The sequence below is a fragment of the Rahnella ecdela genome (assembly GCF_019049625.1).
Classification (GTDB): domain Bacteria; phylum Pseudomonadota; class Gammaproteobacteria; order Enterobacterales; family Enterobacteriaceae; genus Rahnella; species Rahnella ecdela.
This window is the reverse complement of record NZ_JAFMOY010000131.1, coordinates 1-25,254: the sequence shown is the minus strand read 5'-3', so window position 1 is coordinate 25,254 and position 25,254 is coordinate 1. Positions and strand designations below refer to the sequence as shown.

Annotated in this window: 22 protein-coding genes; 15 read left to right on the top strand and 7 right to left on the bottom strand. The window is 47.0% G+C overall.

The window, feature by feature from the left end:
• Positions 1 to 26: 26 nt before the first annotated feature.
• Positions 27 to 902, bottom strand: a complete 876-nt coding sequence (locus J1784_RS18735) for an alpha/beta fold hydrolase (RefSeq protein ID WP_217150445.1) — start codon at positions 900 to 902, stop codon at positions 27 to 29.
• A 170-nt stretch (positions 903 to 1,072) separates the two neighbouring features.
• Here J1784_RS18735 and leuC point away from each other — a divergent pair, with 170 nt between their 5' ends.
• Both leuC and leuD read left to right on the top strand, forming a co-directional pair.
• Positions 1,073 to 2,479: a 3-isopropylmalate dehydratase large subunit gene (gene leuC, locus J1784_RS18730; protein WP_217150444.1), complete on the top strand. Its 1,407-nt coding sequence runs from the start codon at positions 1,073 to 1,075 to the stop codon at positions 2,477 to 2,479.
• 10 nt (positions 2,480 to 2,489) lie between these two features.
• Complete coding sequence (leuD, locus tag J1784_RS18725) at positions 2,490 to 3,098, top strand: 3-isopropylmalate dehydratase small subunit (protein WP_217150443.1); 609 nt, start codon at positions 2,490 to 2,492, stop codon at positions 3,096 to 3,098.
• Between the two features lie 35 nt (positions 3,099 to 3,133).
• Here the strand turns inward: leuD and J1784_RS18720 are convergent, their stop codons facing one another.
• The 5 genes from J1784_RS18720 to J1784_RS18700 form a co-directional block, all read right to left on the bottom strand.
• Entirely contained in the window at positions 3,134 to 4,048 is a 915-nt protein-coding gene (locus J1784_RS18720; RefSeq protein ID WP_217150442.1) for a LysR substrate-binding domain-containing protein, read from the bottom strand.
• 5 nt (positions 4,049 to 4,053) lie between these two features.
• Positions 4,054 to 5,163 carry an endonuclease/exonuclease/phosphatase family protein gene (locus J1784_RS18715; protein ID WP_217150441.1) on the bottom strand — a complete coding sequence of 370 codons (1,110 nt, stop codon included), beginning with the start codon at positions 5,161 to 5,163 and terminating at the stop codon, positions 4,054 to 4,056.
• Positions 5,164 to 5,305: 142 nt separating this feature from the next.
• Positions 5,306 to 6,982, bottom strand: a complete 1,677-nt coding sequence (gene eptB, locus J1784_RS18710) for a kdo(2)-lipid A phosphoethanolamine 7''-transferase (protein WP_217150440.1) — start codon at positions 6,980 to 6,982, stop codon at positions 5,306 to 5,308.
• 233 nt (positions 6,983 to 7,215) lie between these two features.
• Positions 7,216 to 8,652, bottom strand: a complete 1,437-nt coding sequence (locus J1784_RS18705) for a heavy metal sensor histidine kinase (RefSeq protein ID WP_238485610.1) — start codon at positions 8,650 to 8,652, stop codon at positions 7,216 to 7,218.
• Positions 8,645 to 9,319 (bottom strand): heavy metal response regulator transcription factor, encoded by a 675-nt coding sequence (locus tag J1784_RS18700; RefSeq protein ID WP_217150439.1) that lies wholly within the window; start codon positions 9,317 to 9,319, stop codon positions 8,645 to 8,647. Before J1784_RS18700 ends, J1784_RS18705 begins: the two co-directional genes overlap by 8 nt.
• Before the next feature lie 213 nt (positions 9,320 to 9,532).
• On the opposite strand from J1784_RS18700, the gene J1784_RS18695 reads away from it, so the two are divergent.
• From J1784_RS18695 to J1784_RS18685, 3 genes are read left to right on the top strand one after another with little or no spacing between them, the layout of a single operon-like run.
• Complete coding sequence (locus tag J1784_RS18695) at positions 9,533 to 10,156, top strand: hypothetical protein (RefSeq protein WP_217150438.1); 624 nt, start codon at positions 9,533 to 9,535, stop codon at positions 10,154 to 10,156.
• Positions 10,157 to 10,183: 27 nt separating this feature from the next.
• Positions 10,184 to 10,825: a cytochrome b/b6 domain-containing protein gene (locus tag J1784_RS18690; protein WP_217150437.1), complete on the top strand. Its 642-nt coding sequence runs from the start codon at positions 10,184 to 10,186 to the stop codon at positions 10,823 to 10,825.
• Positions 10,818 to 11,582, top strand: a complete 765-nt coding sequence (locus J1784_RS18685) for a molybdopterin-dependent oxidoreductase (protein WP_217150436.1) — start codon at positions 10,818 to 10,820, stop codon at positions 11,580 to 11,582. Before J1784_RS18690 ends, J1784_RS18685 begins: the two co-directional genes overlap by 8 nt.
• Positions 11,583 to 11,690: 108 nt before the next feature.
• On the opposite strand, the gene ompX is transcribed toward J1784_RS18685, so the two are convergent.
• The gene (gene ompX, locus J1784_RS18680) at positions 11,691 to 12,221 is read right to left on the bottom strand and encodes an outer membrane protein OmpX (RefSeq protein WP_217150747.1); all 531 of its coding nucleotides are present in this window, start codon (positions 12,219 to 12,221) and stop codon (positions 11,691 to 11,693) included.
• Between the two features lie 486 nt (positions 12,222 to 12,707).
• Between ompX and rhtA the strand changes: the two genes are divergently transcribed.
• The 10 genes from rhtA (at position 12,708) to J1784_RS18630 (ending at position 25,091) form a co-directional block, all read left to right on the top strand.
• On the top strand, positions 12,708 to 13,616 hold the full coding sequence (gene rhtA, locus J1784_RS18675; protein WP_338019929.1) for a threonine/homoserine exporter RhtA: 909 nt from the start codon (positions 12,708 to 12,710) through the stop codon (positions 13,614 to 13,616).
• A 206-nt stretch (positions 13,617 to 13,822) separates the two neighbouring features.
• Positions 13,823 to 14,386 (top strand): fasciclin domain-containing protein, encoded by a 564-nt coding sequence (locus J1784_RS18670; RefSeq protein WP_217150434.1) that lies wholly within the window; start codon positions 13,823 to 13,825, stop codon positions 14,384 to 14,386.
• Positions 14,387 to 14,450: 64 nt separating this feature from the next.
• Positions 14,451 to 15,032 (top strand): sigma-70 family RNA polymerase sigma factor, encoded by a 582-nt coding sequence (locus tag J1784_RS18665; protein WP_217150433.1) that lies wholly within the window; start codon positions 14,451 to 14,453, stop codon positions 15,030 to 15,032.
• Positions 15,029 to 15,706, top strand: coding sequence for an anti-sigma factor (locus J1784_RS18660; protein WP_217150432.1), 678 nt, complete (start codon positions 15,029 to 15,031; stop codon positions 15,704 to 15,706). Before J1784_RS18665 ends, J1784_RS18660 begins: the two co-directional genes overlap by 4 nt.
• A 419-nt stretch (positions 15,707 to 16,125) precedes the next feature.
• Positions 16,126 to 16,629 (top strand): DNA starvation/stationary phase protection protein Dps, encoded by a 504-nt coding sequence (gene dps / locus J1784_RS18655; protein ID WP_120131355.1) that lies wholly within the window; start codon positions 16,126 to 16,128, stop codon positions 16,627 to 16,629.
• A gap of 648 nt (positions 16,630 to 17,277) precedes the next feature.
• Complete coding sequence (locus J1784_RS18650; protein ID WP_217150431.1) at positions 17,278 to 18,054, top strand: ABC transporter permease; 777 nt, start codon at positions 17,278 to 17,280, stop codon at positions 18,052 to 18,054.
• The gene (locus J1784_RS18645) at positions 18,051 to 18,716 is read left to right on the top strand and encodes an ABC transporter ATP-binding protein (protein WP_217150430.1); all 666 of its coding nucleotides are present in this window, start codon (positions 18,051 to 18,053) and stop codon (positions 18,714 to 18,716) included. The genes J1784_RS18650 and J1784_RS18645 overlap by 4 nt, the downstream gene beginning before the upstream one ends.
• Positions 18,717 to 18,825: 109 nt before the next feature.
• Entirely contained in the window at positions 18,826 to 19,932 is a 1,107-nt protein-coding gene (locus tag J1784_RS18640) for a Stealth CR1 domain-containing protein (RefSeq protein WP_217150746.1), read from the top strand.
• Positions 19,925 to 23,737 carry a CDP-glycerol glycerophosphotransferase family protein gene (locus J1784_RS18635; protein WP_217150429.1) on the top strand — a complete coding sequence of 1,271 codons (3,813 nt, stop codon included), beginning with the start codon at positions 19,925 to 19,927 and terminating at the stop codon, positions 23,735 to 23,737. Before J1784_RS18640 ends, J1784_RS18635 begins: the two co-directional genes overlap by 8 nt.
• Before the next feature lie 133 nt (positions 23,738 to 23,870).
• The gene (locus J1784_RS18630; RefSeq protein WP_217150428.1) at positions 23,871 to 25,091 is read left to right on the top strand and encodes an accessory Sec system protein Asp2; all 1,221 of its coding nucleotides are present in this window, start codon (positions 23,871 to 23,873) and stop codon (positions 25,089 to 25,091) included.
• The last annotated feature ends 163 nt before the right edge of the window (positions 25,092 to 25,254 follow it).

Sequence of the window (25,254 nt, the reverse complement as noted above, 5' to 3'; positions counted from 1 at the left end):
GGTTTTTTTATACCTTAAAACGGGGATTACCGTAAAAACGGCAGGACTTTTTCAAGCAGGAGTTCCGGTTGTTCTTCGGCGATGTAATGCCCGCAAGGCAACGCTTCACCCTGCACGTCTTCCGCTACCTTTTCCCACTCTGCCAGCGGCGCAAAACATTTACCAACCGTACCCTGCTCTCCCCAGAGAACCAGAAGCGGGCACTTCACTTTGCGGCCTGCATTCACGTCCGCTTCGTCGTGTTGCAGATCAATCCCCGCCGATGCGCGGTAGTCCTCGCAAATCCCGCGTGCCGTCCCATCCAGTTGCAGACAACGCAAATAATCTGCGTAAGCTTCTTCGGTGAAGGGCTGCATACCGGCGCTGCGACTGCCCATCACACTGCGCAGATAGAGATCAGCATCGGCCTTAATTAACGCTTCCGGCAGCGGTGCCGGACGGATCAGGAAAAACCAGTGCCAGTAAGCGCGGGCAAAGGTTTCAGAGGTCTGGCGATACATGGAAAGCGTCGGGGCGATATCCATCAGCACCATTTTTTTCACCGCCTGCGGGTGATCCAGCGCCAGCCGGTGCGCCACACGGGCACCGCGGTCGTGAGCAACCACGCTGAACTGGCTGAAACCGAGCGCCGCCATCAGCTCAGACTGATCCTGTGCCATTTCACGCTTGCTGTAGTTCAGATGTTCCGCGTCCGGTTCCGGTTTACCGCTGTCGCCATAGCCGCGTAAATCAGCCAGCACCACAGTAAATTGCGAAGTGAGATAAGGCGCGACTTTATGCCAGATCGCCTGAGTCTGCGGGTGTCCGTGCAGCAATAACAGTGGCTCGCCCTGCCCGGCAATGCGATAGGCAATCTCTGTGCCGTTAACAGCCATCCGGCCTTGGGTAAAATATTCAAACATGGGTTTTCTCCTTTTTTACCCATATTAGTCGCTGAGGAACCAGCAACAAGGCCGCAAGTGGAGATTGCCGCTTCACGGATCGTGTTTTAACGCTCCACACTCAGCCCGTTGCCCGAACCGCCTGAGTTTGCGAGGCTGATGTTATCCACTTCGTTTATCAGGGCAATGCAATGAAGCCAAGAACGCTATACGAAAAACATATCGACAGCCACACCGTGCGCACGCTCGACGATAAAGGCCACGTGTTGCTCTATATCGACCGGCAGGTGATTAACGAATACACCAGCCCGCAGGCTTTCAGCGGATTACGCGATGCAGGCCGCCGGGTATGGCGGCCGGAAACCTCGCTGGCGGTGGTCGATCATGTCAATCCGACGGCGCCATTGCGTACCCGTCAGATGCCGGACGCCGGTGGCGCACGTCAGGTTTCCTATCTGGCAGAAAATTGCGAAGAATTTGGCATTGAGCTGTTCGATATTCTCGATAGCCGTCAGGGTATCGAACACGTAGTCGCCCCGGAACAGGGCTTTATTTTACCGGGTATGGTGATTGCCGCCGGAGACAGCCACACCACTACTTACGGCGCTTTGGGCGCGTTCGGGTTTGGTATCGGCACCTCGGAAATCGAACATCTTCTGGCAACCCAGACGCTGGTTTATAAATGCCTGAAAACGATGCGGGTCACCGTTAACGGCACGCTTGCCAGAGGCATGACCGCCAAAGATGTGGTGATGACGCTGGTGGCAAAAATCGGTGCCGCAGGAGCCACCGGTTATGCCATCGAATTCTGCGGTGAAGGTATCGATGCGCTTAGCGTGGAAGGCCGTATGACGATTTGTAATATGGCTGTCGAAGCTGGTGCGCGTGGTGCTTTTATGGCACCGGACGACAAAGTGTTTGATTATCTGAAAGATAAGCCACGTGCGCCTGAAGGTCAGCAATGGGCAGATGCCGTGAATGTCTGGCGTGAATTACACAGCGATGCAGACGCCGTTTTTGACCGGGAAGTTGAACTGAGCGCCACAGAAATCGCGCCGATGGTGAGCTGGGGAACCAGTCCGGATCAGGCGCTGGCAATCAGCGGTCAGGTGCCGGATCCGCTGGCAGAAAGCGATGCCTCGCGCCGCAAGGATTTACAGCGCGCACTGCAATACATGGGGCTGCGCGCCGGTCAGGCGCTGAACAGCATCAGCATCAGTCATGCGTTTATTGGATCCTGTACTAACGCGCGCATTGAGGATTTACGCGCTGCTGCCGAAGTGGTTCGCGGAAAAACCGTCGCACCGACCGTGCGTGCGATGATCGTGCCGGGTTCCAGTCTGGTTCGCGCACAGGCCGAGCAGGAAGGTCTGGCCGAGATATTTACCCGTGCCGGTTTTGAATGGCGTCAGTCGGGCTGCTCGATGTGTCTGGCGATGAACGATGATGTGCTCTCGCCGGGTGACCGCTGTGCATCCAGCACCAACCGTAATTTCGAAGGCCGTCAGGGCGCAGGCGCGCGTACCCATCTGATGAGCCCGGCGATGGTCGCTGCCGCTGCGATTTCCGGTCATCTGACCGATATCCGGGAACTGTAAGGAGAAAACAATGCAGGCTTTTAACGTAATAACCGGCGTGGCTGCGCCGTTACCCGCCGCGAATGTCGATACCGATGTGATCATGCCGAAGCAGTTTTTAAAAGGCATCGACCGCAACGGGCTAGATAGAGGGGTATTTTTCGATTTGCGTTTTCTGGCGGACGGTTCACCGGATCCAGCCTTTATTCTCAATCAGCCTGAATGGCAGAACGCCAAATTCCTGCTGGTCGGGCCGAACTTCGGCTGCGGTTCCAGCCGTGAACATGCCGTATGGGGATTAAAACAGCTGGGGATCCGCGCGTTGATCGGCACGACGTTTGCAGGGATTTTCTTCGATAACTGCCAGCGTAACGGCGTGCTGACGGTACAGTTGAGTCCGGAACAATGGGCGCAGGTCGCGCAGGAAGTCACGCTCGCGGACAGCAACGAAATCACCGTCGATTTGCCGCATCAGAAGATTGTTTTGCAAAACGACAAAGTGATTGATTTTACGATTGATGAGCTGAGCAAACTGTCATTACTCAACGGGCTGGATGCGGTCGGGAATACGCTGCGTTACAGCGACGATATCCGCCAGTTCCAGCAGTCACATCTGGCAAAAAATCCATGGCTGGCATGAGCCGGGGAAGTCATATGCGCCGTGTAAAAACGGCGCTATACCAGTAACTGGCTGAACCGTTGCTGGAGGAATTCGACACAGACGCGCAGTTTAGCGGAGTCCGCAAGACGCGTGGGATACACAGCCCACACACTGGCGGGCTGGGAATACGCGGGAAGCACCTGCACCAGTTCACCGCGCTCGATATAGGGACCTACGTCCCACTCTGAACGCAGGATAATACCGTGATCTTTCAGCGCCCATTGCAGGACTACTTCGCCGCTGTTTGATGAAAGCGGCCCTTTTACACGGGCGCGATACTCTTTGTCTCTGGCGGTGAGAGTCCAGATGCCAAACGGGTTATCGCGCTCTTTTAATACCAGACACTGATGCTGCGCCAGCGCATCCGTTGACTCCGGCACGCCGTGCGCGGCCAGATACGCAGGAGACGCACACAAAATACGCTGATGCTGTGCCAGCTTTTTGCCGATGTGCTGCTCGGGAATATCGTCACCGACCAGAATTTCCAAATCGATCCCGTCCGCGACCAGATCCACTACGCGGTCAAACAAATCCAGCCGCAGATTCAGCAGCGGATACCGCTCTGCCAGTTCCGCCACTGCAGGCGCAACGTGACAGCGCCCGAAACCGAACGAACTGCAAATATGCACATTGCCACGGGGTTCGGTGCGTGAGTCCGACAAATCACCGATAAACTGATCGAAGTTATCCAGAATTTGCAGCGCCCAGCGACGGGCTCTTTCGCCCTCGTCCGTTAAGCGCACTCCGCGTGTTGAACGGTGTAACAAGCGGGCATTCAGCGACTCTTCGAGGATCTGGATCCGCTTACTGACATAAGCAGGAGACTGACCGAGTTCCGTTGCCGCGGCGGCGAAACTTTGTTTATTCACCACCGCCAGAAACACCCGTAAATCTTCCGCCAGCGGCAGGCGATCGCGTTCACTTGTCATATTGCTTACCCGCAGACCGGCATGTTGAGTTTTTCCGCCCGGTGTACGTCAGTGCTTTTCACCCCGGCATTGGTCAGCTTTTCTTCCGCCTCTTCGAGGTCTTCCTCGTCGATTTCCAGCGATTCCTGATCTTGACCTTCACAAGGCGTCAGCGCCAGTTCCACCAGGATAGGGAAATGGTCCGAGCCCATAAAACCGAGGCGCTGAAGACTGACCAGCGTGAAGTCTTTGCTATGAAAAACGTGATCCAGCGGCCAGCGCAGGAACGGATAACTGGCGTGAAAAGTATTGTACATACCACGGCCACGACGCGGATCGAGCAGGCCGCTGATTTTCATAAACAGGCGCGTGGTACGCGACCATGCGACGTCATTCAGGTCACCGGTCACAATCGTCGGATAGGTAGCTTTTGCTGCCGTATGACCAACCGCCACCAGTTCGCCATCACGGTCGGTGGATTCATCGGCTTCGGTCGGGCTCGGCGGCATCGGGTGCAGGCAGTGCATTACCACCTGTTCGCCGGAAGGCAGTTCGGCACGAAAATGCATCGACGGAATATCGTCTGCCACCAGAAATTGAATTTTTGCCGCATGCATCGGCAGGCGGGAATAGACATGCATACCGTAGAGATTATCCAGCGGACAACGCAGGCTGTGCGGGTAATCTGCATCCAGCACCGCCATCTGATCTTCCCACCATTGATCGGTTTCCAGTAACACCAGAATGTCCGGCTGATGCTGGCGGATTTGTGCAATCAGCGGACCGGCTTTGCGGTTAGTGGTCAGCACGTTGCTGTTCATGATTTTGATACGTGAATGACTGCCGGAGACGGTTTTCTTCACCTGCACCCGGTAAAAAGGGGTGTATGGCAAAATCCACCAGGTCTGATAGGCCATACAGCCCACGGTCAGAACAATAATAATGCCTTCCGTGAGGTCGCCATAAGGCAGGATAAGTAGCTCAGTCACCAGAAACAGCAGGCATAACGCCGCCATCTGCAATCGCGGGAAATCCCAGACACGGATCCACCAGCGCTGATGGCGTGAAAAAGGCAGCAGCGTCAGCAAAGTCATCATGACCGTCAGGACACAGAGAGTGATTCGAAATGCTTGCATCGGTTATCGGCCCTGATAAAAAAAAGCAAAAAGAATACCTTAAAGGCGTGTTAACCGATTGTGACTCAAAAAAGGGGCATCGACCAGAAGGAAGTCGCCGCCCTTTCCGTTCATCGGAAAAAGGCGGCATTTTTAGCAGGAATTATTTTGCGGCAGCGGCCTGATCAGGCACGTGACACCAGTTATGTTGCTCGACTATCCCGCCATTTGGCGAGGTGTAGCCGATACAGCCGAGAATGGTGTCGTACAGTTTTTCATGGAAAGCCGGTTTCTTTTCAGCGGCCATTTTCTGTAACTGTTCGAAGCTGGCTTTGTTCTGGTCGTTAGACAGGAATTTGTCAGACGCCCAGACCATGATCGGCACAGTACGTTGCTCAATCGGCGCGTGATCACGCGGTGTGCCGTGGAAATGCATGCTTTTGGAAATCGACTCACCGTGATCGGAGGCATAAAACACAATCGCGTTCTTATCGCGCAACTGGTCGAAGACCTGGGACAGGAAATAGTCGGTATACAGCAGCGAATTATCGTAAGCGTTGATCATCTCTTCGGTAGAACAGGAGTCATCAATGCCCATACATTCCGGCTTGTATTTGGCGAAAGAACGCGGATAACGGTCGGAATACAGGTAATGCGAGCCTTTGGTATGCAGAATAATCAGATGCTTGCCCTGCGGATGATTGTTCATCGAATCTTTCATTTCGTCGATGAGCAACATGTCATCCACCGGCTTACCGGCGTTACGCTTCTCAGACGCAATGTTTTCACGCAGCGAGTAATCGTCAGCGCGGGTTTTATTGTAGAACCACGCTTCGCTTTGCATGGAGTATAACTCTGAGCTCCAGCCGTTGCTTTTCAGAACGGAAAACACGTTAGCTTCTTTCAGAGTACGTTGTGGTTCTTCAGATGCCCCGCCCTCACGCACAAACATGCAGCGCAGGGAAAGTTTAGTGGCGGTATCGCAGGAATAGCCCTGCAACGCGACCAGGTTTTTCTCTTTGTCGAGATTCGGCGTGTTATCGCGGTCGTAGCCGTAAAGGCCCATATGGTCGCGACGCGCACTTTCGCCGATCACAAAGACCACATACATATCTTTGGCATCAGCCGGTGCGGTGTAGGTGAAATGTTTGGCCGGATCGAACAGGTTTTTGTTGTCTTCCGCTTTGCTGTAACTGCTGTAAGTGTATAAACCCAGCGCCGAAAGCCAGTTCGACGGCGAATATGTACCGGCAACCACGCCGCCATAACTCGCCATCATGCGGTTATTAACGATGTCGTGGCGATCCTGCACTTTGCCCATCAGTCGCAGCGGCATATAACAAATCAGCCCGGAAACCGCGAGCAGCGCAGTTCTTACCGCCAGCTTTTTAAAGGTGGTTTGTTTAAGCGCCGCACCCGGCATTTTGCTCAACCACAGCAGCAGAACGGGGATCAGGCTGACCAGCACCGTCCAGAAGATAAAGTGCGTTCCGACCGATTCTTTAGATAAATCAATAGAATCCGATGCCAGCGCCGCCGCCAAGATACCGTAACCGATATCGACGTTGAACAGGATCATGTAATAGCTGGCGGCAGCGGAGGAAATAACAATGCCCGTCATCAGTACACGGAAAACGGTTTTTCCGGTATACAACAGCAACATACAAAGGAAGTAGACCAGCGCGAAACAGGCGATCGCTTCAACAGCAATGGACAAGGCATTGTCGTAATGCAGCTGCTCGAAACGACGGAAGAAGATCGGAAGGTTCAGTAAAATCCCAAGATAAAGTGCAATGAACAAAGAAATGCTCTGTTGCGAAAGTGTTCGTAATTTATGCATTAGAAATAAATGGCTCTTTTGTGAGTCTGTTTACGTCATAAAGACCGCTCGTACCGGAGGATGGAACCTGCTCCTTAGGGTAAATCAGACCCCGGGACGTCTATAATCGTTCAAAGTGATTCATGACTTCCAATGTGATAATGTTACAAAATTAACGAATCACTTAAGTTTCAATGCCATAGAAATGCGCCTTTAATACTTTTCTGACTTATTTTTTAAAACTTGTTGAGCGATTATTGAGAAAGTTTGTGTTCAGCATCCGGAAAGGACAACGTGAACCGTGTTTCTCCGTGCGCTGAACTTTCTACACTCACACTGCCCTGATGAAGCGCCATTATAGCCTGAACAATCGACAAGCCGAGCCCGCTGGAACTGCCGCCTTCACTGCGCGATGCATCAGCGCGATAGAAACGGTCGAAGAGTTTTCCGAGCTTATCCGCAGGTATCGGATCCCCCTGACTGATCACGTGGATGTTCATGCCTTTGCTGTGAGGTTCCGCGCGCAATACAATTTCGCTGCCTTCCCGACCATAGCGCACGGCATTAGCTACCAGATTGCTCAGCGCCCGCTGAAATAAAATAGCATCGGCCTGCAATATTCCGCTTCCCTCGCCATGCAGCGTCATTTCACGCTCTTCCGCCAGCCCTTCAAAGTATTCCTGAATACGCGTAATTTCTGATGAAACATCAATGCTGGTGATGGTGAGAACTGATCGCGCATCAGAAGCGCGCGCCAGGAACAGAATGTTTTCAACCATCCGTGAGATGCGTTCCAGTTCTTCCATATTGTTGGCCAGCAGCGTTTCATATTCTTCCACCGTGCGCGGCTGATACAGCGCCACCTGGCAATGCCCCATCAGCGCGCCCACTGGCGTGCGGATTTCATGCGCCAGATCGGCAGAAAACTGTGTCAGGCGCTGATAACCTTCCGCCAGCCTTTCCAGCATGTCGTTGAAAGAGTGAATGAGTTGCTGTAATTCCTGCGGCGCTTTGTCGGTGCTCAGGCGTGTCGATAAGCTGGCCGGATGGATCTGCGTCGCCTCCCGCGCCATATTGCGCAGCGGCCGTAATCCGCGCCGGATAACCAGATAACCCAGCGCCGCAATCAGCAGGTACGCAAACAACACTGCACCGATAATTTCCCAGCGGAAGGTTTCTAACAAGCGCGATTCTTCCGTCATGAAATGGCCTGCGCTGATTTCTACCGTGCGTCCGTCCTGAATTTTTACCGCAGCGCGGGCAAAACGTACCGGCGTACCGTCCGACGACGTCAGCGCATGAACCGTTTGCAGCGTCAGCGGCTGCCCATCCGGCACCGCGGCAACCGGCGGTAAAAACAGGTGCGAAGGATTGACGTTAATTAACGGTGGTTCGCCGGAAAGGCTGAAGGTCAGAATATCGCGCTCATTACCGAGCATGTTTTCGAACAGGCCGGGATTGCGGCTCAGCTGTGACAGCGGGAATTCGTTGGCCAGCAGATGACGAAAATACTGCACGCGTCCGCTGACCTGATAATCCGCGCGGCGCACCAGTTCTTTATCCATCGAATAGTAGAGATAAAAACCCACGGCACTGACCACCAGCGAGGCGATCAGCGCAAACAGTAACGTGGCGCGCAGGGTGAGCGACATAGCGCGTCCGGGCGGTTTGCCGGATTTAACATCAGTCATTGCGCACTTCACAGACGTAGCCGATGCCACGCACGGTGTGGATCAGTTTCAGCTCAAAGGCGCGATCGACTTTGGCACGCAGGCGTTTGATGGCAACATCCACCACGTTGGTGTCACTGTCGAAATTCATATCCCAGACCTGTGAGGCGATCATGGTGCGCGACAGCACCTCGCCTTCGCGGCGCATCAGCAGCTGCAACAGCATGAATTCTTTATTGGTCAGCGCGATGGTCTGATCCTGTCGGGTCACACGGCGGCGCAGAACGTCAAGATTCAGATCAGCGACTGAGTAAGTATCCGGCTCGCGGGCGGCCGGACGGCGCAGCAGCGTGCGGATACGCAATACCAGTTCGGTAAAGGAAAAGGGTTTGATCAGATAATCGTCAGCGCCCAGCTCCAGCCCGTGAATGCGATCCTGCACTTCATCGCGGGCCGTCAGAAACAGCACCGGCACGTCGCTTTTCTTGCGCAGCACTTCCATCACCTGCCAGCCATCAAGACCGGGCAGCATAACGTCGAGGATCACCGTGTCATAGCTCTCCTCCAGCGCCAGAAAGAGGCCGTCGGCACCGTTACGCGCCAGATCGACGCTGTAACCGGCTTCGGTCAGCCCTTTTTTCAGGTAATCGCCTGTACTGACATCGTCTTCAATAACCAGTATCCGCATTCAGGCCCTCAGCGCCGCAAGACCATTCTCCCAAAGAATGATTCACAGTGAAGTTTATCAGTTTAGCCAGACACCTTTGATGACAATTTTGTCATCAATTTGTCATCAGCCAATCCCGGTTTATCGTCCACTCTTAAGGAAGTTATTCATCACTGGCAGGTTCAGTGATTCTTCTAACCAAATGAAATAACGCCGGAAACTGGAGAGTTAATAATGAATACCACCAAACGTCTTGCGGGTCTTTTACTGGGCTCCCTGCTGATGAGCAGCACAATGGCATCGGCATTTGCCGCCGATAACGTGATCAAACCGACACGCGGAACCATTGATTCCGTTAATGACTCATCAGTACAAATCACCACCCGTCAGGGCGAAAAGCTTGACGTTAAGCTGACTGACCAGACCAAAATTAACGCCGTCACCAAAGGGCAGATAAGCGACATCAAACCGGACAGCTTCATCGGCACCGCCGCCGTTCCGCAGGCCAACGGCACGCTGAAAGCGCTGGAAGTTCACGTATTTGCGCCAAGCCTGCGCGGCAGCGGTGAAGGCTTCAACCCGTTTGAATCTGCTGATGGCAAAATTAACACCATGACCAACGGCACCGTCGGCAAGCTGGTTAACAGCAATGGCCGCACGCTGACCGTGAAATACCACGATGCTGAGAAAACTGTCGTCGTACCTGACGATGTCCCGGTTGTTCTGCTGGCACCGGGCGACCGCAGCCTGCTGAAGCCGGGCACTAAAATCGTGTTGTTCGCGATGAAAGATGACAAAGGCGCACTGGTTGCCCGTGGTATCGCTGCCGGTAAAGACGGCATTGCCCCACCGATGTAATCCGTCCGATAAATAAGGAGATTTACCGTGAAACCTCAGCTCTCATCACCACAAAAACGCAGGGTGCATTCCTGGCCGGTGCGCATTTGTCACTGGATCAATCTGCTGGCAATGATCGGCATGGTCATGAGCGGCTGGGGGATTTATAACGCCGATCCGATTTTCGCGTTCACCTTCCCGCAAAATACCACGCTCGGCGGCTGGCTGGGCGGCAATATTGCCTGGCATCTGGCCGTGATGTGGTTGCTGGCGGCCAACGCCCTTTTCTACATTTTGTGGGGCATTTTCAGCAGCCATTTCACACGTGATTTCCTGCCCTTTTCGCCCGGCTCAGTCTGGCGCGATACCGTTCGGGCGCTGACATTCAAACTTCCCCACAAACTCGGACAGTACAACGCGGTGCAAAAACTGATGTACAGCGGGGTTCTGGTGCTCGGTGTATTGCTTCTGCTTTCCGGATTATCAATCTGGAAACCGGTGCAGTTCAGCGGGCTGGTGTGGTTGTTCGGCGGGTTTGATATTGCACGTTATGTGCATTTTTTTGCGATGAGCGGCGTGATGCTGTTCGTCATTATTCACGTACTGATGGTTCTGCTGGTGCCTAAAACCTTCGTGGCGATGCTGACCGGCGGCAAAAAAATAAGTACGGAGGAGAGCGCCGATGAGTGATAAATCACGCCGGCCAAAAATTATTCTTGAGCCCGATCAGCGTAAGCAGCTGGTTAACATCCAGCGCCGATTGTTATTGCGCTCCGGCCTCACATTGGGCGCGGTTTCGATGCTGACCGGCTGTAATCTGCAAGACGGTGACGAAGTCGATAAAGTACTGTGGGCAATGTCACGCTGGAATGACCGCGTACAGGGCTGGCTGTTCAGCGGCCAGAAACTGGCGCAAACCTACCGTGCCGACCAGATCACCACGCCGTTTCGCTTCAACGCTTATTATCCGGAATATAACGTACCGGAAATCGACATTCCCAATTACCGGCTGGAAGTCTCCGGTCTGGTACAAAAGAAAGCTTCGTGGACGCTGGAACAATTGCAGCGATTACCGCAGGAAAGCCAGATAACCCGCCTGATTTGTATCGAAGGCTGGAGTGCGATTGGCCAGTGGAAAGGCGTGCCGCTGAAAACGTTTCTACAGCACGTCGGCGCGGATCTGACTGCTAAATACGTCGGATTCAAATGCGACGACCGTTATTACTCGAGCATCGACATGGCGACGGCGCTGCATCCGCAAACCATTCTGGCACTGGATTTCGGTGGTAAGCCTTTGCCGCCGGATTTCGGTTATCCGTTGCGCCTGCGAATGCCCACCAAGCTCGGCTTCAAAAATGCCAAACACATCGGGGCGATTTTCGTCACCAACGAGAACCCTGGCGGCTACTGGGAAGATCAGGGATATAACTGGTACAGCGGGATTTGATGAATATTCTGATATGACAGCTATAAAAAAGGCATAAAAAAACCGCTCATTTGAGCGGTTTTTGTTTTCGCGGGTGTGTAACGACGAAGCGTTACGCAGGGCGAAGAATTAGAAGCTGTAACCCACGCCTGCGATCCAGGTACCAACATCAACACTGCGGATGCGGGACTGTTCGTAGGACACGTCAAGAGCAACGTTTTTGATTGGGTTGAACTGCATACCAGCACCGTAAGAGAAGCCGTAATCGCTGCTGTCAGATTTAGCACGGTCAGCGGTTGAAGCAGTGTTTTCGGTGTACTGGAATTTACCGTAGCCAACACCTACAACACCGTAGATGGAAGCCCAGTCATTCAGACGGTAAGCTGGACCTGCAGTGATGCCGTAGTATTGACCTTTACGGTAGTCACCAGAAGCCGGAGTGCTGTCGTCTTCAATGTAAGTGAAAGAACCGATAACGCCCAGTGGGTTGCTATCTTGTTCCCAGCGGTATTTTAAGTTGAAGCCGTTTGCTTTGTTAGCAACGCCTTGCATATCACCCTGAGCATAACCAGCGGTAACGGTGCTGGTGTCAGCGAATGCGCTTGATGCGCCCAGTGCTACTACGCAAGCTAATGCGGAAAGACATGCGATTTTTTTCATCATAACCACCTCAAATAAGAAACCAAAGTAACCTTCACGTTCAAAAATATAACAAAAATCAGTGTGAAACTCTGCCTCAATTAAGATGTCCAAAGCATCATATGGTGTAACAGGAAGTTTCCAGCACTACCTATTCCATTCATTTTATTGGGATTTTCGTCACATAAACTATAAGACAAACTTATTGAACTTTTTAGGATTAGCAGATAATTCCTAAAGAGATGGACAAAAAATGGACACTTTTCAGACGTTTTTTCCCTTCTTTTAAAAAAACACGTTCTGAAAAAAACTTTTTTTCAGGATTTTTTCTCTCCCGTTTTCCCTCTACACTGACGGTGCTTTACCTTTCTTTTCAAAACTATAAATCTAAAAGATTCTGTATTAATGGAATCACCTCAAAAGGCCTAAAGGATGACGCATTCAGGACAGAACCCGCCACAAACGCAGACGAATTTGCCGCCTGCGACAAATAACAACAGCCCCCCGATCCCGGCTTTACCTAAAAAAGCGTCTCCCCTGATGGCGATCCTGTTGCTGCTGATCGCCATGCTTTCCTTGCAGGGCGGCGCGTCGTTAGCCAAAACGTTGTTCCCGGTGGTCGGGCCGCAGGGCGTCACCGCACTGCGACTGGGGATTGGCTCGATTCTGTTGCTGCTCTATTTCCGTCCGTGGCGCCTGAAAATGCGCGGCGGCAATCTGCGCTCACTGCTGATGTATGGTCTGGCACTGGGCTGCATGAATTACTCCTTTTATCTGGCGCTGCGCACCGTGCCGCTGGGTATCGCCGTTGCGCTGGAATTTACCGGCCCGCTGGCCGTGGCAATGTTCTCTTCGCGCAGACCTGTGGATTTTATCTGGGTGGTACTGGCCGTCACCGGATTACTGTTCCTGCTGCCCATCGGGCAGAGCGCGGGCGGCGTTGATCTCAAAGGTGCCTGTTTTGCCCTGATTGCGGGCGCGTGCTGGGCGATTTATATTCTTGCCGGACAACGCGCCGGTAGCAGCTATGGCCCCGGCACCGCCGCGATGGGCTCGCTGATTGCCGCGCTGATATTCTTCCCTGTCGGTGTCATCCAGGCGAAGACGTCTATATTCAGCTGGGAGATCCTGCCGCTTGGCCTGCTGATCGCCCTGCTCACGTCGGCCATCCCTTATTCACTGGAAATGATGGCGCTGACCAAATTACCGGCCAAAACCTTCGGCACGCTGATGAGCATGGAACCGGCGATGGCCGCACTTTCCGGGATTATTTTCCTCGGCGAGTTCCTCACGGGCACACAGTGGCTCGGGCTGGCAGCGATTATCGCGGCATCGGCGGGTTCCACGCTGACGCTTCAGCGTAAAACGAAAATAGAAACGGTCGATATCGCCGGGAATAATCCTTCCGGCAAGTAGTCCTTCTTGTAAGGCATCCCGCCACTGCAAACCCATAAAAAAGCCACGTTCTGAAGACGTGGCTTTTTCTTTTTTATCAATGCGTTGAAAAATACTTTTATTTATTTCGATTTTTTATCGTTTTTCCTGCATCCAAAAGCGGGGGGTCATTCGTATGTACAGATGTGAGGCAAGACCTTACCTACTCAACGACAAAGGACTACATCATGAAAACATTAATCCGTACCGCTGTCTGCGCTTCCCTGCTGCTGAGCACTGCGTCAATGGCTGCAATGATGTCCCAAAGCACCACGATGGTCGGTGGCGCTGAAATGTATCCTTCAAAAAATATCGTGGAAAACGCCCTGAACTCGAAAGACCACACCACGCTGGTCGCCGCCGTGAAAGCCGCCGGTCTGGTGGATACTCTGCAAGGTAAAGGCCCGTTCACTGTGTTTGCGCCGACTAACGCCGCCTTCGCGAAACTGCCAGCCGGAACTGTCGACAATCTGGTGAAACCGGAAAACAAAGCCACGCTGACCAGCATCCTGACGTATCACGTGGTGGCCGGTAAATATGAAATGAAAGACCTGGAAAAACTACTGAAAAAAGGCAACGGCACTGCGGAACTGAAAACCGTTAACGGCCAGCCACTGTGGATCATGAACAATGGCCCGCACAATATTCAGCTGAAAGATGGCAAAGGGAATGTTGCGAATATCAGCACTTATGACGTCCAGCAGAAGAACGGTGTGATCGACGTCATTGATACCGTCCTGATGCCAAAATAATAGCGACTATACTGAGGGCATGATTTCTTTATGAAACAGCACCTCAGCAAGTCAGGACGGGCGAATGCATGACAATTTTTTAGTAAAGCCAACACCAGAGAAAGCGCTGGAAGTACAGCGTGAACTGATGAGCGCCATGGCCGTTGGCGATCGACAGGCATTTGAGCAGTTGTACCGTCTGACGTCCCCCCGGCTTTTTGCCGTCGCACTGAGAATGTTGCGCCGACATGCCTGGGCAGAAGAAGTGTTGCATGACAGCTATATCACCGCGTGGAACCGCGCCGGTTCGTATAACCCGGCGCTCAGTTCCCCGATGACCTGGCTCACTCATATTGTCCGCAACCGCGCTATCGACTGGATGCGCGGGAGCGACAACCAGTTAGATGAACTGGACGACAACATGGGAGAAAACAATGCCAGCGACCATGATGAACCCTTACAGCGGTTGCAGCAGGACAGCGACGCCAAAATACTGGCCGAATGTTTGTCGCACCTTCCCGCCGAACAAAGACAAAGCCTGACGCTTGCTTATTATCAGGGTCTGTCACACGGTGAGGTCTCATCACATTTACAACAACCTCTGGGGACGATTAAAAGCTGGATCCGTCGCGCCCTGGATCACTTAAAGAGCTGCGTAGGATTATGAAAAGCAGAAGCCATTATCATGCTGCCCTCGCGGCTGAATATGCGCTCGGCACCTTGCGCGGCGCGGCCCGAATTCAGTTCGAGCACAAAATTCAAAATGATCCGGAGCTGGCAGCCGAAGTCGCCCGCTGGCAGGAAGCTTTCACTCAGCTGGATAATCAGATTGTGCCAGTCATTCCGCCTGCTTCAGTGTGGAAACGCATTCAGCACAACCTCGCATTGCAGCCCGCGAGACACCCGTTGCCCGTTAAAAGGCCGGTTCGCGCCTATATCGGCTGGGCGCTGGCCGCCGGACTTGCAGCGCTGTTACTCATTCCGCGCCTTCTGGTACAGCCTGAAACCCCGACGCCGGTGGCTATTCTCGCCAGCAGTGCCGGTGCGCAGAACGGGCAATGGGTGGTGAGTGTTGATATGAGCACGCGCAGTCTGATGCTGACGCCGCTTAAGGCACAAGGTATTGCCGATAACCGCAGCCTTGAACTTTGGGCCATTCCGCCGGGTGGAAAACCACGCTCGCTCGGCCTGCTGAATACGCAACAACCGACACAGCTGGCACTGGCGGAAAAAATGCCTGATCCGGGTTATACGCTGGCGATAAGTCTGGAACCACGCGGAGGTTCGCCGACCGGACAACCGACAGGTGCGGTACTGTACAGCGGTGCTCTGGCGCTTTAAGCCACCAGACACAAAACCATACGGCAGGTCTCCCCTGCCGTTATCTTTTTTAAAATAATAATTTATGACAGTAATTACTATCAGTGATATAAACTACTGGATATTCTGCAAACACAACGAGGATATATATCCTTATACTTCACCTTACATTTAATAATATTTTTGCGATGTAATGAAAATTATTATCAGTATTATTTAATTACTCACACACAAATAAACCCGCCGATCAGGACAATTCCTATCCACCTTATAAATCAGCGTGATATGGTGGTTTCTCAAATACGGAATTGTCTATTAGACAGATACTATCAAAGCGATAGGAACAGCTGTCCTGCAAAATTTCGATTTATTGCTATACTGAATGCAGTTGAGAAACACGTTTGTAGCAATTAATTTTAATGAAACAAGGAGATATGAATATGAGTACCGCTAAACTGGTCAAAACGAAATCTTCTGAGCTTATTTATACACGCAACGATTTAGATGAAAGCGTCAAACTCAATACTATCAAGGTGCTGAACCGTCTGGTGACTGAATATATTGATCTGTCATTGATCATTAAGCAGGCGCACTGGAATATGCGTGGTGCAAACTTCATCGCCGTGCATGAAATGCTTGATGGTTTCCGTACAGCCGTTATCGATCACCAGGACACCATCGCAGAACGTGTGGTGCAGTTAGGGGGTGTGGCGCTGGGTACCGTGCAGGTTGTTAACGATAAAACCCCGCTGAAAAGCTACCCGACCAACATCCACACTGTGCAGGAACACCTGAAAGCACTGGCAGATCGTTTTGCCGTTGTCGCCAACGATACCCGCAAGGCTATCGGCGAAGTGGAAGATGAAGACACCGCAGATATTTTCACCGCCGCATCACGCGACCTGGATAAATTCCTGTGGTTCATCGAATCTAATATCGAGTAATCCATATCGGGCAAGCAGAGCCCGATACCGCAGTATCAGGCTGCGGAACGCTGAGTGATTAATGCGAAAGGCCAGTGACGAAAGTCGCTGGCTTTTTTGTGCCGGTAACAAAGCCCTGCTCCCCGCTTGAGAAAATTTGACTTAAAACCCCCTCAATCTGTAACTATGTATCAGCATTTAATAATTACCCCTATGAATAGTTACAATTTCAACTATTTGTGCAACTTTTACCTATGGAACCGATTTCATTATCTTACTGATAAACAATCAGTTTATTTTTCAGCTAGGAGAATTCTTAAACCAATAGGCTGTATGAATGATTTAATGCAAATTAATAGTTCAAAGCAATTTTACATAGATGTGATCACACTTGAAACTTGCTGAAATATTTTTTCGCAACCTTTGCATTTTTGTGAAAAGGGTATCTCACTCTAACCCGATAAAAAATAGAGATATTTAGCAGGGAAGTTCTCCCCGGCAATAAACCTCTATACGCAACTTAAGGATAAGTGACTCCCCCGCTTCGGACACATCTCAGATGTGTCATGCAAAAACCGCCTCCCCACATTCCGACCCGTTCCTGAGCGCATTGGCTGCTGTAAGCCAGGGGCGGTAGCGTGGAAAAACGTATAAATACTGGAAAATCCAATGGCACGTAGTGGCTTAGAAGTTCAGAAAGCAGCGGTAAAAGCGCTGTTTTTGAGGGAAATTAAGACTCGTTTTGGTAAGTTCAGATTGGGTTATCTGTGGGCGGCTTTAGAGCCAATGGCGCATATGCTGATTTTGTTAGGGATCTTTGGCTATGTTATGCACCGCACGATGCCTGATATTTCGTTTCCGGTATTCCTTATCAACGGCATTATCCCCTATTTCGTCTTCAGCAATATTACCAACCGTTCAATTGGCGCTATTGAAGCCAACCAGGGGTTATTTAATTACCGCCCTGTTCGTCCAGTGGATACCATCATTGCCCGTGCGATGTTAGAAGCGGTGATTTATGCCGTCGTCTATGTGTTACTTATGGCAATCGTCGGCCTGCTGGGTGAAGATTTTGAAGTCACTAAGCTTATTACCCTGATTCTGGTCTGGGTACTTTTAGTACTATTTTCATGTGGTGTCGGTTTAATATTTATGGTTGTCGGAAAGTCATTTCCTGAAACAGAGAAGTTCTTACCTATTCTGATTAAACCGCTCTATTTTATTTCCTGCATTATGTTTTCGTTGCATAACATCCCGAAAGAATACTGGCCGTATCTGCTATGGAACCCTATCGTTCACGTTGTAGAACTTTGCCGTGAATCCGTGGTGCCGGGTTATATCAGTGAAGGTGTCAGCCTGAACTATCTGGCAGGTTGTACTCTGGTTGTATTGTTCATCGGATTAGCCCTCTACCGTAATCGTGAAGAGGCGATGCTGACGTCATGATAAAAATTGAAAACCTGACAAAGTCCTACCGCACCCCGAAAGGCCGCCATTACGTTTTTAAAGATCTCAATGTTGAACTGCCTTCCGGTAAAAGCGTGGCTTTAATTGGCCGAAATGGCGCGGGTAAATCGACCTTATTACGCGTTATCGGCGGCATCGACCGCCCTGATTCCGGCAACATTCACACCGATAAAACGATTTCCTGGCCGGTCGGCTTAGCCGGTGGATTTCAGGGCAGCCTGACAGGTCGGGAAAATGTAAAATTCGTCGCCCGCCTTTATTCCACACCAGACCAGTTACGCGAAAAAGTCGCCTTCGTCGAAGAGTTTGCCGAACTGGGTAAATATTTTGATATGCCGATTAAAACCTATTCCTCCGGCATGAAATCCCGTCTGGGTTTTGGCCTGAGCATGGCATTTAAATTTGATTACTATCTTGTCGATGAAGTCACAGCGGTCGGTGATGCCAGATTCAAACAGAAATGCGCCGACTTATTCAAAGCGCGACATGAAGAATCTAGTTTTTTGATGGTGTCTCATAGTCTGGGATCACTGAAAGAATTTTGCGATGTGGCTTTGTTTATCGGAAGGGATAACAAAGTTAAGTATTTTGAATCGGTGGATGATGCCATTACAACATATAAGAATGATGAAGGGATCTGAATCCGGTTGTGTTTTTCCTCACAACATCATAGCCCCGTCAGAGTGAAATTGCGCGGCATATTGCTGACAGAAAAGAGTCATGGCTTTATCCCTTAGGATTTTTTATCGAATGAAAAAAATCAAAAAATTTATGAAAAGTCCTGGGATTTTTTTCCGGGATTATTTCAACAAAAAACATCCAATAATCAGAAATGAAATTCAGTGCCCAGAGTTAGAAGAAAATATTCTAATCAGACATGACCTCGCAATTGAAAATTTGATGCATATTAACTTTCCCATTGATGTTGTGTTTACCTGGGTGGATGACTCCGACCCGCAGTGGAAAGAAAAGTATTTGCGTTTCAAAGCTGAGATTGGTGCAGAAACATTAGGCAATTTCGCTACTGATGAAGCACGATTTAGTAATCATGATGAACTGCGTTATTCCGTTAAAAGTATCGAGCGTTATATACCCTGGGTAAGAAACATATTTATTATTACTGATAATCAAAAACCCAAATGGTGTGAGTCAAACGACAGGATAAAAATCATTGATCACAAAGAGATCATTGATGATAAATACCTTCCAACATTTAACTCCCATGTCATAGAAGCGAACTTACATAAAATCCCCGACCTTGCAGAGCATTTCATTTATTTTAACGATGACGTATTTGTCGCAAGAGAGCTCCCACCGGGGCATTTCTTCAAAAGTAATGGTATTTCATCTTTGTTCTTGTCACAGAAAAGCCTGACGGCAATGCAGGCGCGGGGCACCAACACCCCTACGTTATCAGCTTCACAAAGAGCCTGTGGAATTTTCAAAGATGACTTCAAGTCCCTTATCGATACGCCGTTAGTTCATACTTATGTTCCGCTTAGAAAAAGTGTTTTCGAAGAAGCATGGCGTGTATATGAATCAGAAATAACTCGCTTTTTACCTAATAAATTTCGCACCAATCAGGATATAAATTTAGCGACTTTCTTTGTTCCATGGCTAAGTTATCTGACAGGTAAAGCAACCCCATCCAGAGACATCTGCTACTACTTTAATATTCGTTCAACAGCGGCGCGCAGCTATTTTAAAGCACTTAAAAAAGCGAAACAGGATGAGGCTTCGCCTCATTCTTTTTGTGCAAATGATTTCAATACACAAAAAGCTTCGCTCGAAAATTATCAATTCCTCTTAAGTACTACACTTAAATATCACTTTGAATCAGAGAATGAAAATGCTTAACAGAAAAGTAAAAAAACTAATTCGCGATCCTAAATTATTTTTCTCTGACATGGTAAACAAACAGAAGAAAAAAATAAATAGCATACAACCTAAAGAATACAACGGCAATTATCAGTATACTGTTGTAACAGCTGTTTATAATGTTGGAAGATATCTTGATGAATATTTCAACAGCATGGTTAAACAACGCCTAGATTTTAAAAAACATATTAATCTAATTCTAGTAGATGATGGCTCTACTGATGAATCGGCAGAGATAATAAAATCGTGGAAAAAAAAGTACCCCAACAATATCACCTATCTTTATAAAAGCAACGGTGGGCAAGCTTCAGCAAGGAATATGGGGCTTCAGTATGTTAATACTGATTGGGTTACATTCATTGATCCTGATGACTTTTTAGACTTTAATTATTTCAAAGCAGTAGATAGTTTTGCAAAAACAAATGAAAAGAAGAAGCTTGATTTAATGTCGTGCAATTTCATTTTCTATTTTGACGAAGTTAAATTGTATAAAGACACTCATCCATTAAAATATAGATATAGTCAAGGTGATAAATTATTTGCTGCAAATAACCTTGGTAACCAATTGCAATTATCTGCAAGCACCGCATTTTTCAAAACCAATGTTATCTTGGATAATAAAATAAACTTCGACTCAAGGGTAAAACCAAGTTTTGAAGATGCCCATTTTGTAGCGCAATATTTAATACATTGTAAAGAAAGTAATATTGGTTTTCTAAAATCTGCTAAATACTTCTACCGAAAAAGAGGTGACGGAACGTCTACTTTAGATAGTGCCTGGGAACACCCTGGATTATATGACTCTGTGCTGGAGCATGGATGCCTTGATATATTAAAAAAACATAGAGATTTGAGCACCGAAATTCCAAAAAATGTGCAAATTACCATCCTTTATCATTTAATTTGGTATATTAAATCAATTGTAAACCATCCAGAAAAGATTGCTTTCTTGACTGAGGAACAACAAGTAAGATTTATTTCTTTGGTTAAAGAAATATTCTCTTATATCGACACACAGACAATTATGGAATTCGGATTAGGTGGATGTTGGTTCTACCACCGCGTAGGATTGCTTTCACAGTTCAAAAATGAACGACCTCCATTCCAAATAATTTATATCGAATCCTACGATCATAATAAAGGTCTTATCGAATTAAGATATTTCACGGAAACAAATGAGCTAGAGCATATATCAGAAAATAATAATGACATTATTCCTTATTTTGCTAAAACAATGGTACACACTCTGACATCTGAAACATTTGTAAAAGAAAGAAGGATTTGGGTGCCTATTTCTGAAAAATCTAATTTTAATGTTAAAATATCTGATATCCCCACAAGAATATCATTTCAAGGTAAACAATACAGATCAGGCATCGATACTAATAACATTATTAAAGGATTTCTTGAACAAATACCTAAATATACCCAAGTCAATGAATTTAAGAAATCTTGGTTATTGATGGATCGTGATAGTCAGGCCGATGACAATGCTGAACATCTCTACAACTATATTCAAAAACATCATCCTGAACAAAGTATTTATTTTGCATTAAGAAGGGATTCACACGATTGGGATAGATTGTTAGATAGAGGTTTTAATTTAGTTGAGTTTGGAAGTAAACGGCATGAACAAATATTAAAAAGCTGTTCAAAGGTTATAAGCTCACATGTTGACAAATACATAACGAATTTATTAGGCCCGAAAATGCTAACGGGTAGACACTTTGTATTCTTACAACATGGCGTAACTAAAGATGACATTTCTAATTGGGTGAACCAAAAAGAGAATATAGATGTTTTCGTAACCGCTTCAACAGCAGAATATAATTCCATAGTATCTAATGAGTCTCATTATAAATTCACTAAAAAAAATGTTAAGCTAACTGGATTTCCACGTTACGATAATCTTAACCAACCTCAAAGTGAATTATATAAAAAGTCGATATTAATAATGCCTACTTGGCGGTCAAATATCGTCGGAACTACAAAAGGTGAAGGTAATAGTAGAGAAGTATCATCAGAGTTTATGAAGACAGAGTTTGCAAAACACTGGAGAGGTGTTTTACATTCGCCTTATCTCAAAAGAATATCAGAAAAACATAACTTTGAAGTTATATTTTTCCCTCATGCTAATATTTCACCATACATTGATTTATTCGATGTTCCGAAATTCATAAAAATTTCGGATCATACACAAGGCAGCATCCAAAACTTGTTTAAATCATCATCTATGATGATTACCGATTATTCATCAGTTGCCTTTGATATGGCTATTCAGGGAAAACAAACTTTATACTATCAATTTGATGAAAAAGAAGTATTTTCCGGAGGCCATTTTTACAAGAAGGGATATTTTGATTATCGAGAAGATGGATTTGGCCCTGTAGTTGTAAAAGAATCAGAGTTCTTTGATGAATTAGAAAAAATAATTAAGAACGATGCATCTCCTGCCCAAAAATATCAAAGTAGAATAGATAAAACATTCCCTATTCGAGACACAAATAATTGTGAAAGAACTTATGAAGCCATTTGCGAGTTAGATAATCCTCTTGTTGAGGGATATTGTGATCTGGAAATTCTTGAAGACTATGCAAGAAAAGCAACTTCCCATAGAAAATGGGGGATAGCAATATCTCGCTGGAAAATGCTTTTAGAGTTTGGTAATAACCAACAAAAGCAGATTGCAAGATTGCGATTGATTCAAGCTTGTCGTGAAGATGGTAAAATCAATGATGCAATCAATCTGCTCCAGCAATGGTCTGATGTTGAGCATTCAACATATTTTAATGAATATAAAATTGAATATGCAAAAATATACATGGCATGCCAGCAATGGGGCCTGGCAATCTCTATCTGGAATAGTGTAGAAATAGATAGTACTGAGGATGAAATTAATTATTATCGCTGTCTTGCTGAGTTAGAAAATACTCAAGCATTAGATAATCTAAATGTTAATAAAGATTCATTCTCTGATACACAAAGAACAATAATCATGGCATATCAACTTGTTGCGCATAAAGACTGGGAAGCAGCAATTGAGCTAATTTTGGAAAAAATTAATATTTTTAATCAAAATGAATTACATGTTCTTAAAAGTGAATTAATTCTTGCTCGATGCTATAGAGAAATCGGAAATTCGGATCAGTGTCATAATTATCTCAAAAGCTATGAGGGTTATGCAAAAAAGGATACCGAACTTAAATATGAAATTGGAAAACTTTCTTTTGATACATGCAAATGGTCAAAAGTAATTTCTCAATTTGACTCAGCAGATATTAAATTAAATCTCCTTTCAGATGGTCTAGCTGTGATTTATTTAAGATCATTACGTTATCTACAGCATTCATCAAAAGCCTTATCACTACTTGATGAAATGAACTTAGATACTTTACAGTTAACAGATTATAGGATAGAAGTGGGAGAGAATTACCTAATAGAAAAAGAATGGAATTCTGCCGCTGAGATTTGGAGAGAACTAATTGGTATCACAGATTCTGCACCTTATCATCTTGCCTTAGCCTATAGAAAACTTGGCATGATTGAAGAGGGACTGGCAGTATTATTTACAGAAGGTATTCGCAGCCCGCGGGCAGTAGAAGAGTGGATGCTTAGAGCTGAACTATCCCAATTAACAGGAAATTGGGCAGATGTTAAATACTGCTGGTCTTCAATTCTTCGTTATCATTCAGATATCGCCCCAAAAGAGAGTTGGGATCGTTTAAATCATGCACAACTAATGTCTGCAATATCTTCGACTAAACAACTACAGAGCACTTTATAAGTCATAGTTAATTTTTAATTAGTCCATTTGTAATTACCCCTTAACTGTTAAGCCTTATTTTTCAATAAGGCTTTTACTTTATATTTTTAACTCAGTTAAATATTTAAAACATCAATATTCAGAGGGTTCATGTATGAAAGAATTAAAAACCACTATTGATGGGGTTGATATAACCTACAAAATCAAGCAAAGAAAGTATGATAACAAACATCTGATTATTGTCTTTTCTGGGTTCGGCGCTACAAATATGTTTACCTATGATTTTTTGACGGCATTGAATGATTGCCCTGCAACTGTGATCTGGATAAAAGACGATTTTAATGAATGCTGTTCATATTATTTGTGCAAAGACTTAGATTTTTCTATATCTCACTCAGTAAACTCTTTTATCGAAGAAAAACTTCTAGAACTTGATTTAAACAAAAACAATTGTACCTTAGCTGGTTTTTCCAAAGGTGGTAGTACTGCACTCTACTATGGACTGAAGTTTAACTATAAAAATATTATTTGCAGTGTTCCCCAATTAAGAATTGGCACATTTATAAATAATGATTGGCCACAAGTTGCCAAACATATGTTAGGCGATATTACGAAAGAAAAATTACAAGAATTAGATTCATTAATCCCTGATTTACTTAGCACATGTGACGATGTAGACAAAAATATTTATCTTTTAACTTCTAAAATTGATAAACAATATCCAGAACAGGTGAAGCCTTACTTGCTGGAATTTATTAGATATAATAACTTCAATCTATTTTATGCTGAATCATTATTAATCAGAGAACATAATCAAATAACCCCTTACCATGTTCCTTTACTTCTAGGTATTTTTTACTCTTTATCACAAGGAGCTACACCATCCTATGGATATGTAGAACTCGCCGGTGATGGTAAGGTTGGAAATAATGACGACGCCCATGATCCTATTACTCTCTTAAAACAATTCGACATTCGGGAGAAACTAATATTTCCCGAAGGGATTGCTGTAATTAAAGGCATCCCTTGCGGAGAATATAGTGACATTAGCACAAAATTAGTATTTAAAAATACTGACATGAGCTTCTCCTTTCCATTGGCAAAAGCTAACAGGCCAATGCTAAGTCGGCAACTTTATGAAAGAGGTTATGTCAACTATGACAAAGGCTGGTTCTGTACACTTAAATTTAAGGGATTAGATGTAAGTTCAATTGAAGCAGGTTCTTATGAAGTTCACATTGATATTATCTCTGGAGGCTTAACAAAATCGAAAGAATTAGAAGCGGACAATGGATTATTAAACAAAGTAATTTGCGACAACGACTTTTACAAAGTAAAAACTGAAGGGAATAAAATTACTTTCACAAAAAAATAATCTTATTTAAAACATGGATATTAGTCACTAGCAAATGACCCTGTAAATAATTCTGTGTAACTGCCATCGTATTAAAGGTGAGCGCTCAGGCGGTCACCGAACTCGATAATAAAACGACTCATCGCCAGCCGCCAGTTTTGGATCGGCATACTCCATTTCTTTG

Bases quoted from the DNA above. Each gene is read 5' to 3' on its own strand.
- J1784_RS18640 (WP_217150746.1), top strand. From the start codon at position 18,826: ATGAAAAAAATCAAAAAATTTATGAAAAGTCCTGGGATTTTTTTCCGG.
- J1784_RS18705 (WP_238485610.1), bottom strand. From the start codon at position 8,652: ATGACTGATGTTAAATCCGGCAAACCGCCCGGACGCGCTATGTCGCTC.
- ompX (WP_217150747.1), bottom strand. From the start codon at position 12,221: ATGAAAAAAATCGCATGTCTTTCCGCATTAGCTTGCGTAGTAGCACTG.
- J1784_RS18735 (WP_217150445.1), bottom strand. From the start codon at position 902: ATGTTTGAATATTTTACCCAAGGCCGGATGGCTGTTAACGGCACAGAG.
- J1784_RS18660 (WP_217150432.1), top strand. From the start codon at position 15,029: ATGAAAAGCAGAAGCCATTATCATGCTGCCCTCGCGGCTGAATATGCG.
- leuC (WP_217150444.1), top strand. From the start codon at position 1,073: ATGAAGCCAAGAACGCTATACGAAAAACATATCGACAGCCACACCGTG.
- J1784_RS18665 (WP_217150433.1), top strand. From the start codon at position 14,451: ATGCATGACAATTTTTTAGTAAAGCCAACACCAGAGAAAGCGCTGGAA.
- J1784_RS18630 (WP_217150428.1), top strand. From the start codon at position 23,871: ATGAAAGAATTAAAAACCACTATTGATGGGGTTGATATAACCTACAAA.
- J1784_RS18685 (WP_217150436.1), top strand. From the start codon at position 10,818: ATGAGTGATAAATCACGCCGGCCAAAAATTATTCTTGAGCCCGATCAG.
- J1784_RS18700 (WP_217150439.1), bottom strand. From the start codon at position 9,319: ATGCGGATACTGGTTATTGAAGACGATGTCAGTACAGGCGATTACCTG.
- eptB (WP_217150440.1), bottom strand. From the start codon at position 6,982: ATGCATAAATTACGAACACTTTCGCAACAGAGCATTTCTTTGTTCATT.
- J1784_RS18635 (WP_217150429.1), top strand. From the start codon at position 19,925: ATGCTTAACAGAAAAGTAAAAAAACTAATTCGCGATCCTAAATTATTT.
- leuD (WP_217150443.1), top strand. From the start codon at position 2,490: ATGCAGGCTTTTAACGTAATAACCGGCGTGGCTGCGCCGTTACCCGCC.
- J1784_RS18720 (WP_217150442.1), bottom strand. From the start codon at position 4,048: ATGACAAGTGAACGCGATCGCCTGCCGCTGGCGGAAGATTTACGGGTG.
- J1784_RS18670 (WP_217150434.1), top strand. From the start codon at position 13,823: ATGAAAACATTAATCCGTACCGCTGTCTGCGCTTCCCTGCTGCTGAGC.
- J1784_RS18715 (WP_217150441.1), bottom strand. From the start codon at position 5,163: ATGCAAGCATTTCGAATCACTCTCTGTGTCCTGACGGTCATGATGACT.
- dps (WP_120131355.1), top strand. From the start codon at position 16,126: ATGAGTACCGCTAAACTGGTCAAAACGAAATCTTCTGAGCTTATTTAT.
- J1784_RS18650 (WP_217150431.1), top strand. From the start codon at position 17,278: ATGGCACGTAGTGGCTTAGAAGTTCAGAAAGCAGCGGTAAAAGCGCTG.
- J1784_RS18695 (WP_217150438.1), top strand. From the start codon at position 9,533: ATGAATACCACCAAACGTCTTGCGGGTCTTTTACTGGGCTCCCTGCTG.
- J1784_RS18645 (WP_217150430.1), top strand. From the start codon at position 18,051: ATGATAAAAATTGAAAACCTGACAAAGTCCTACCGCACCCCGAAAGGC.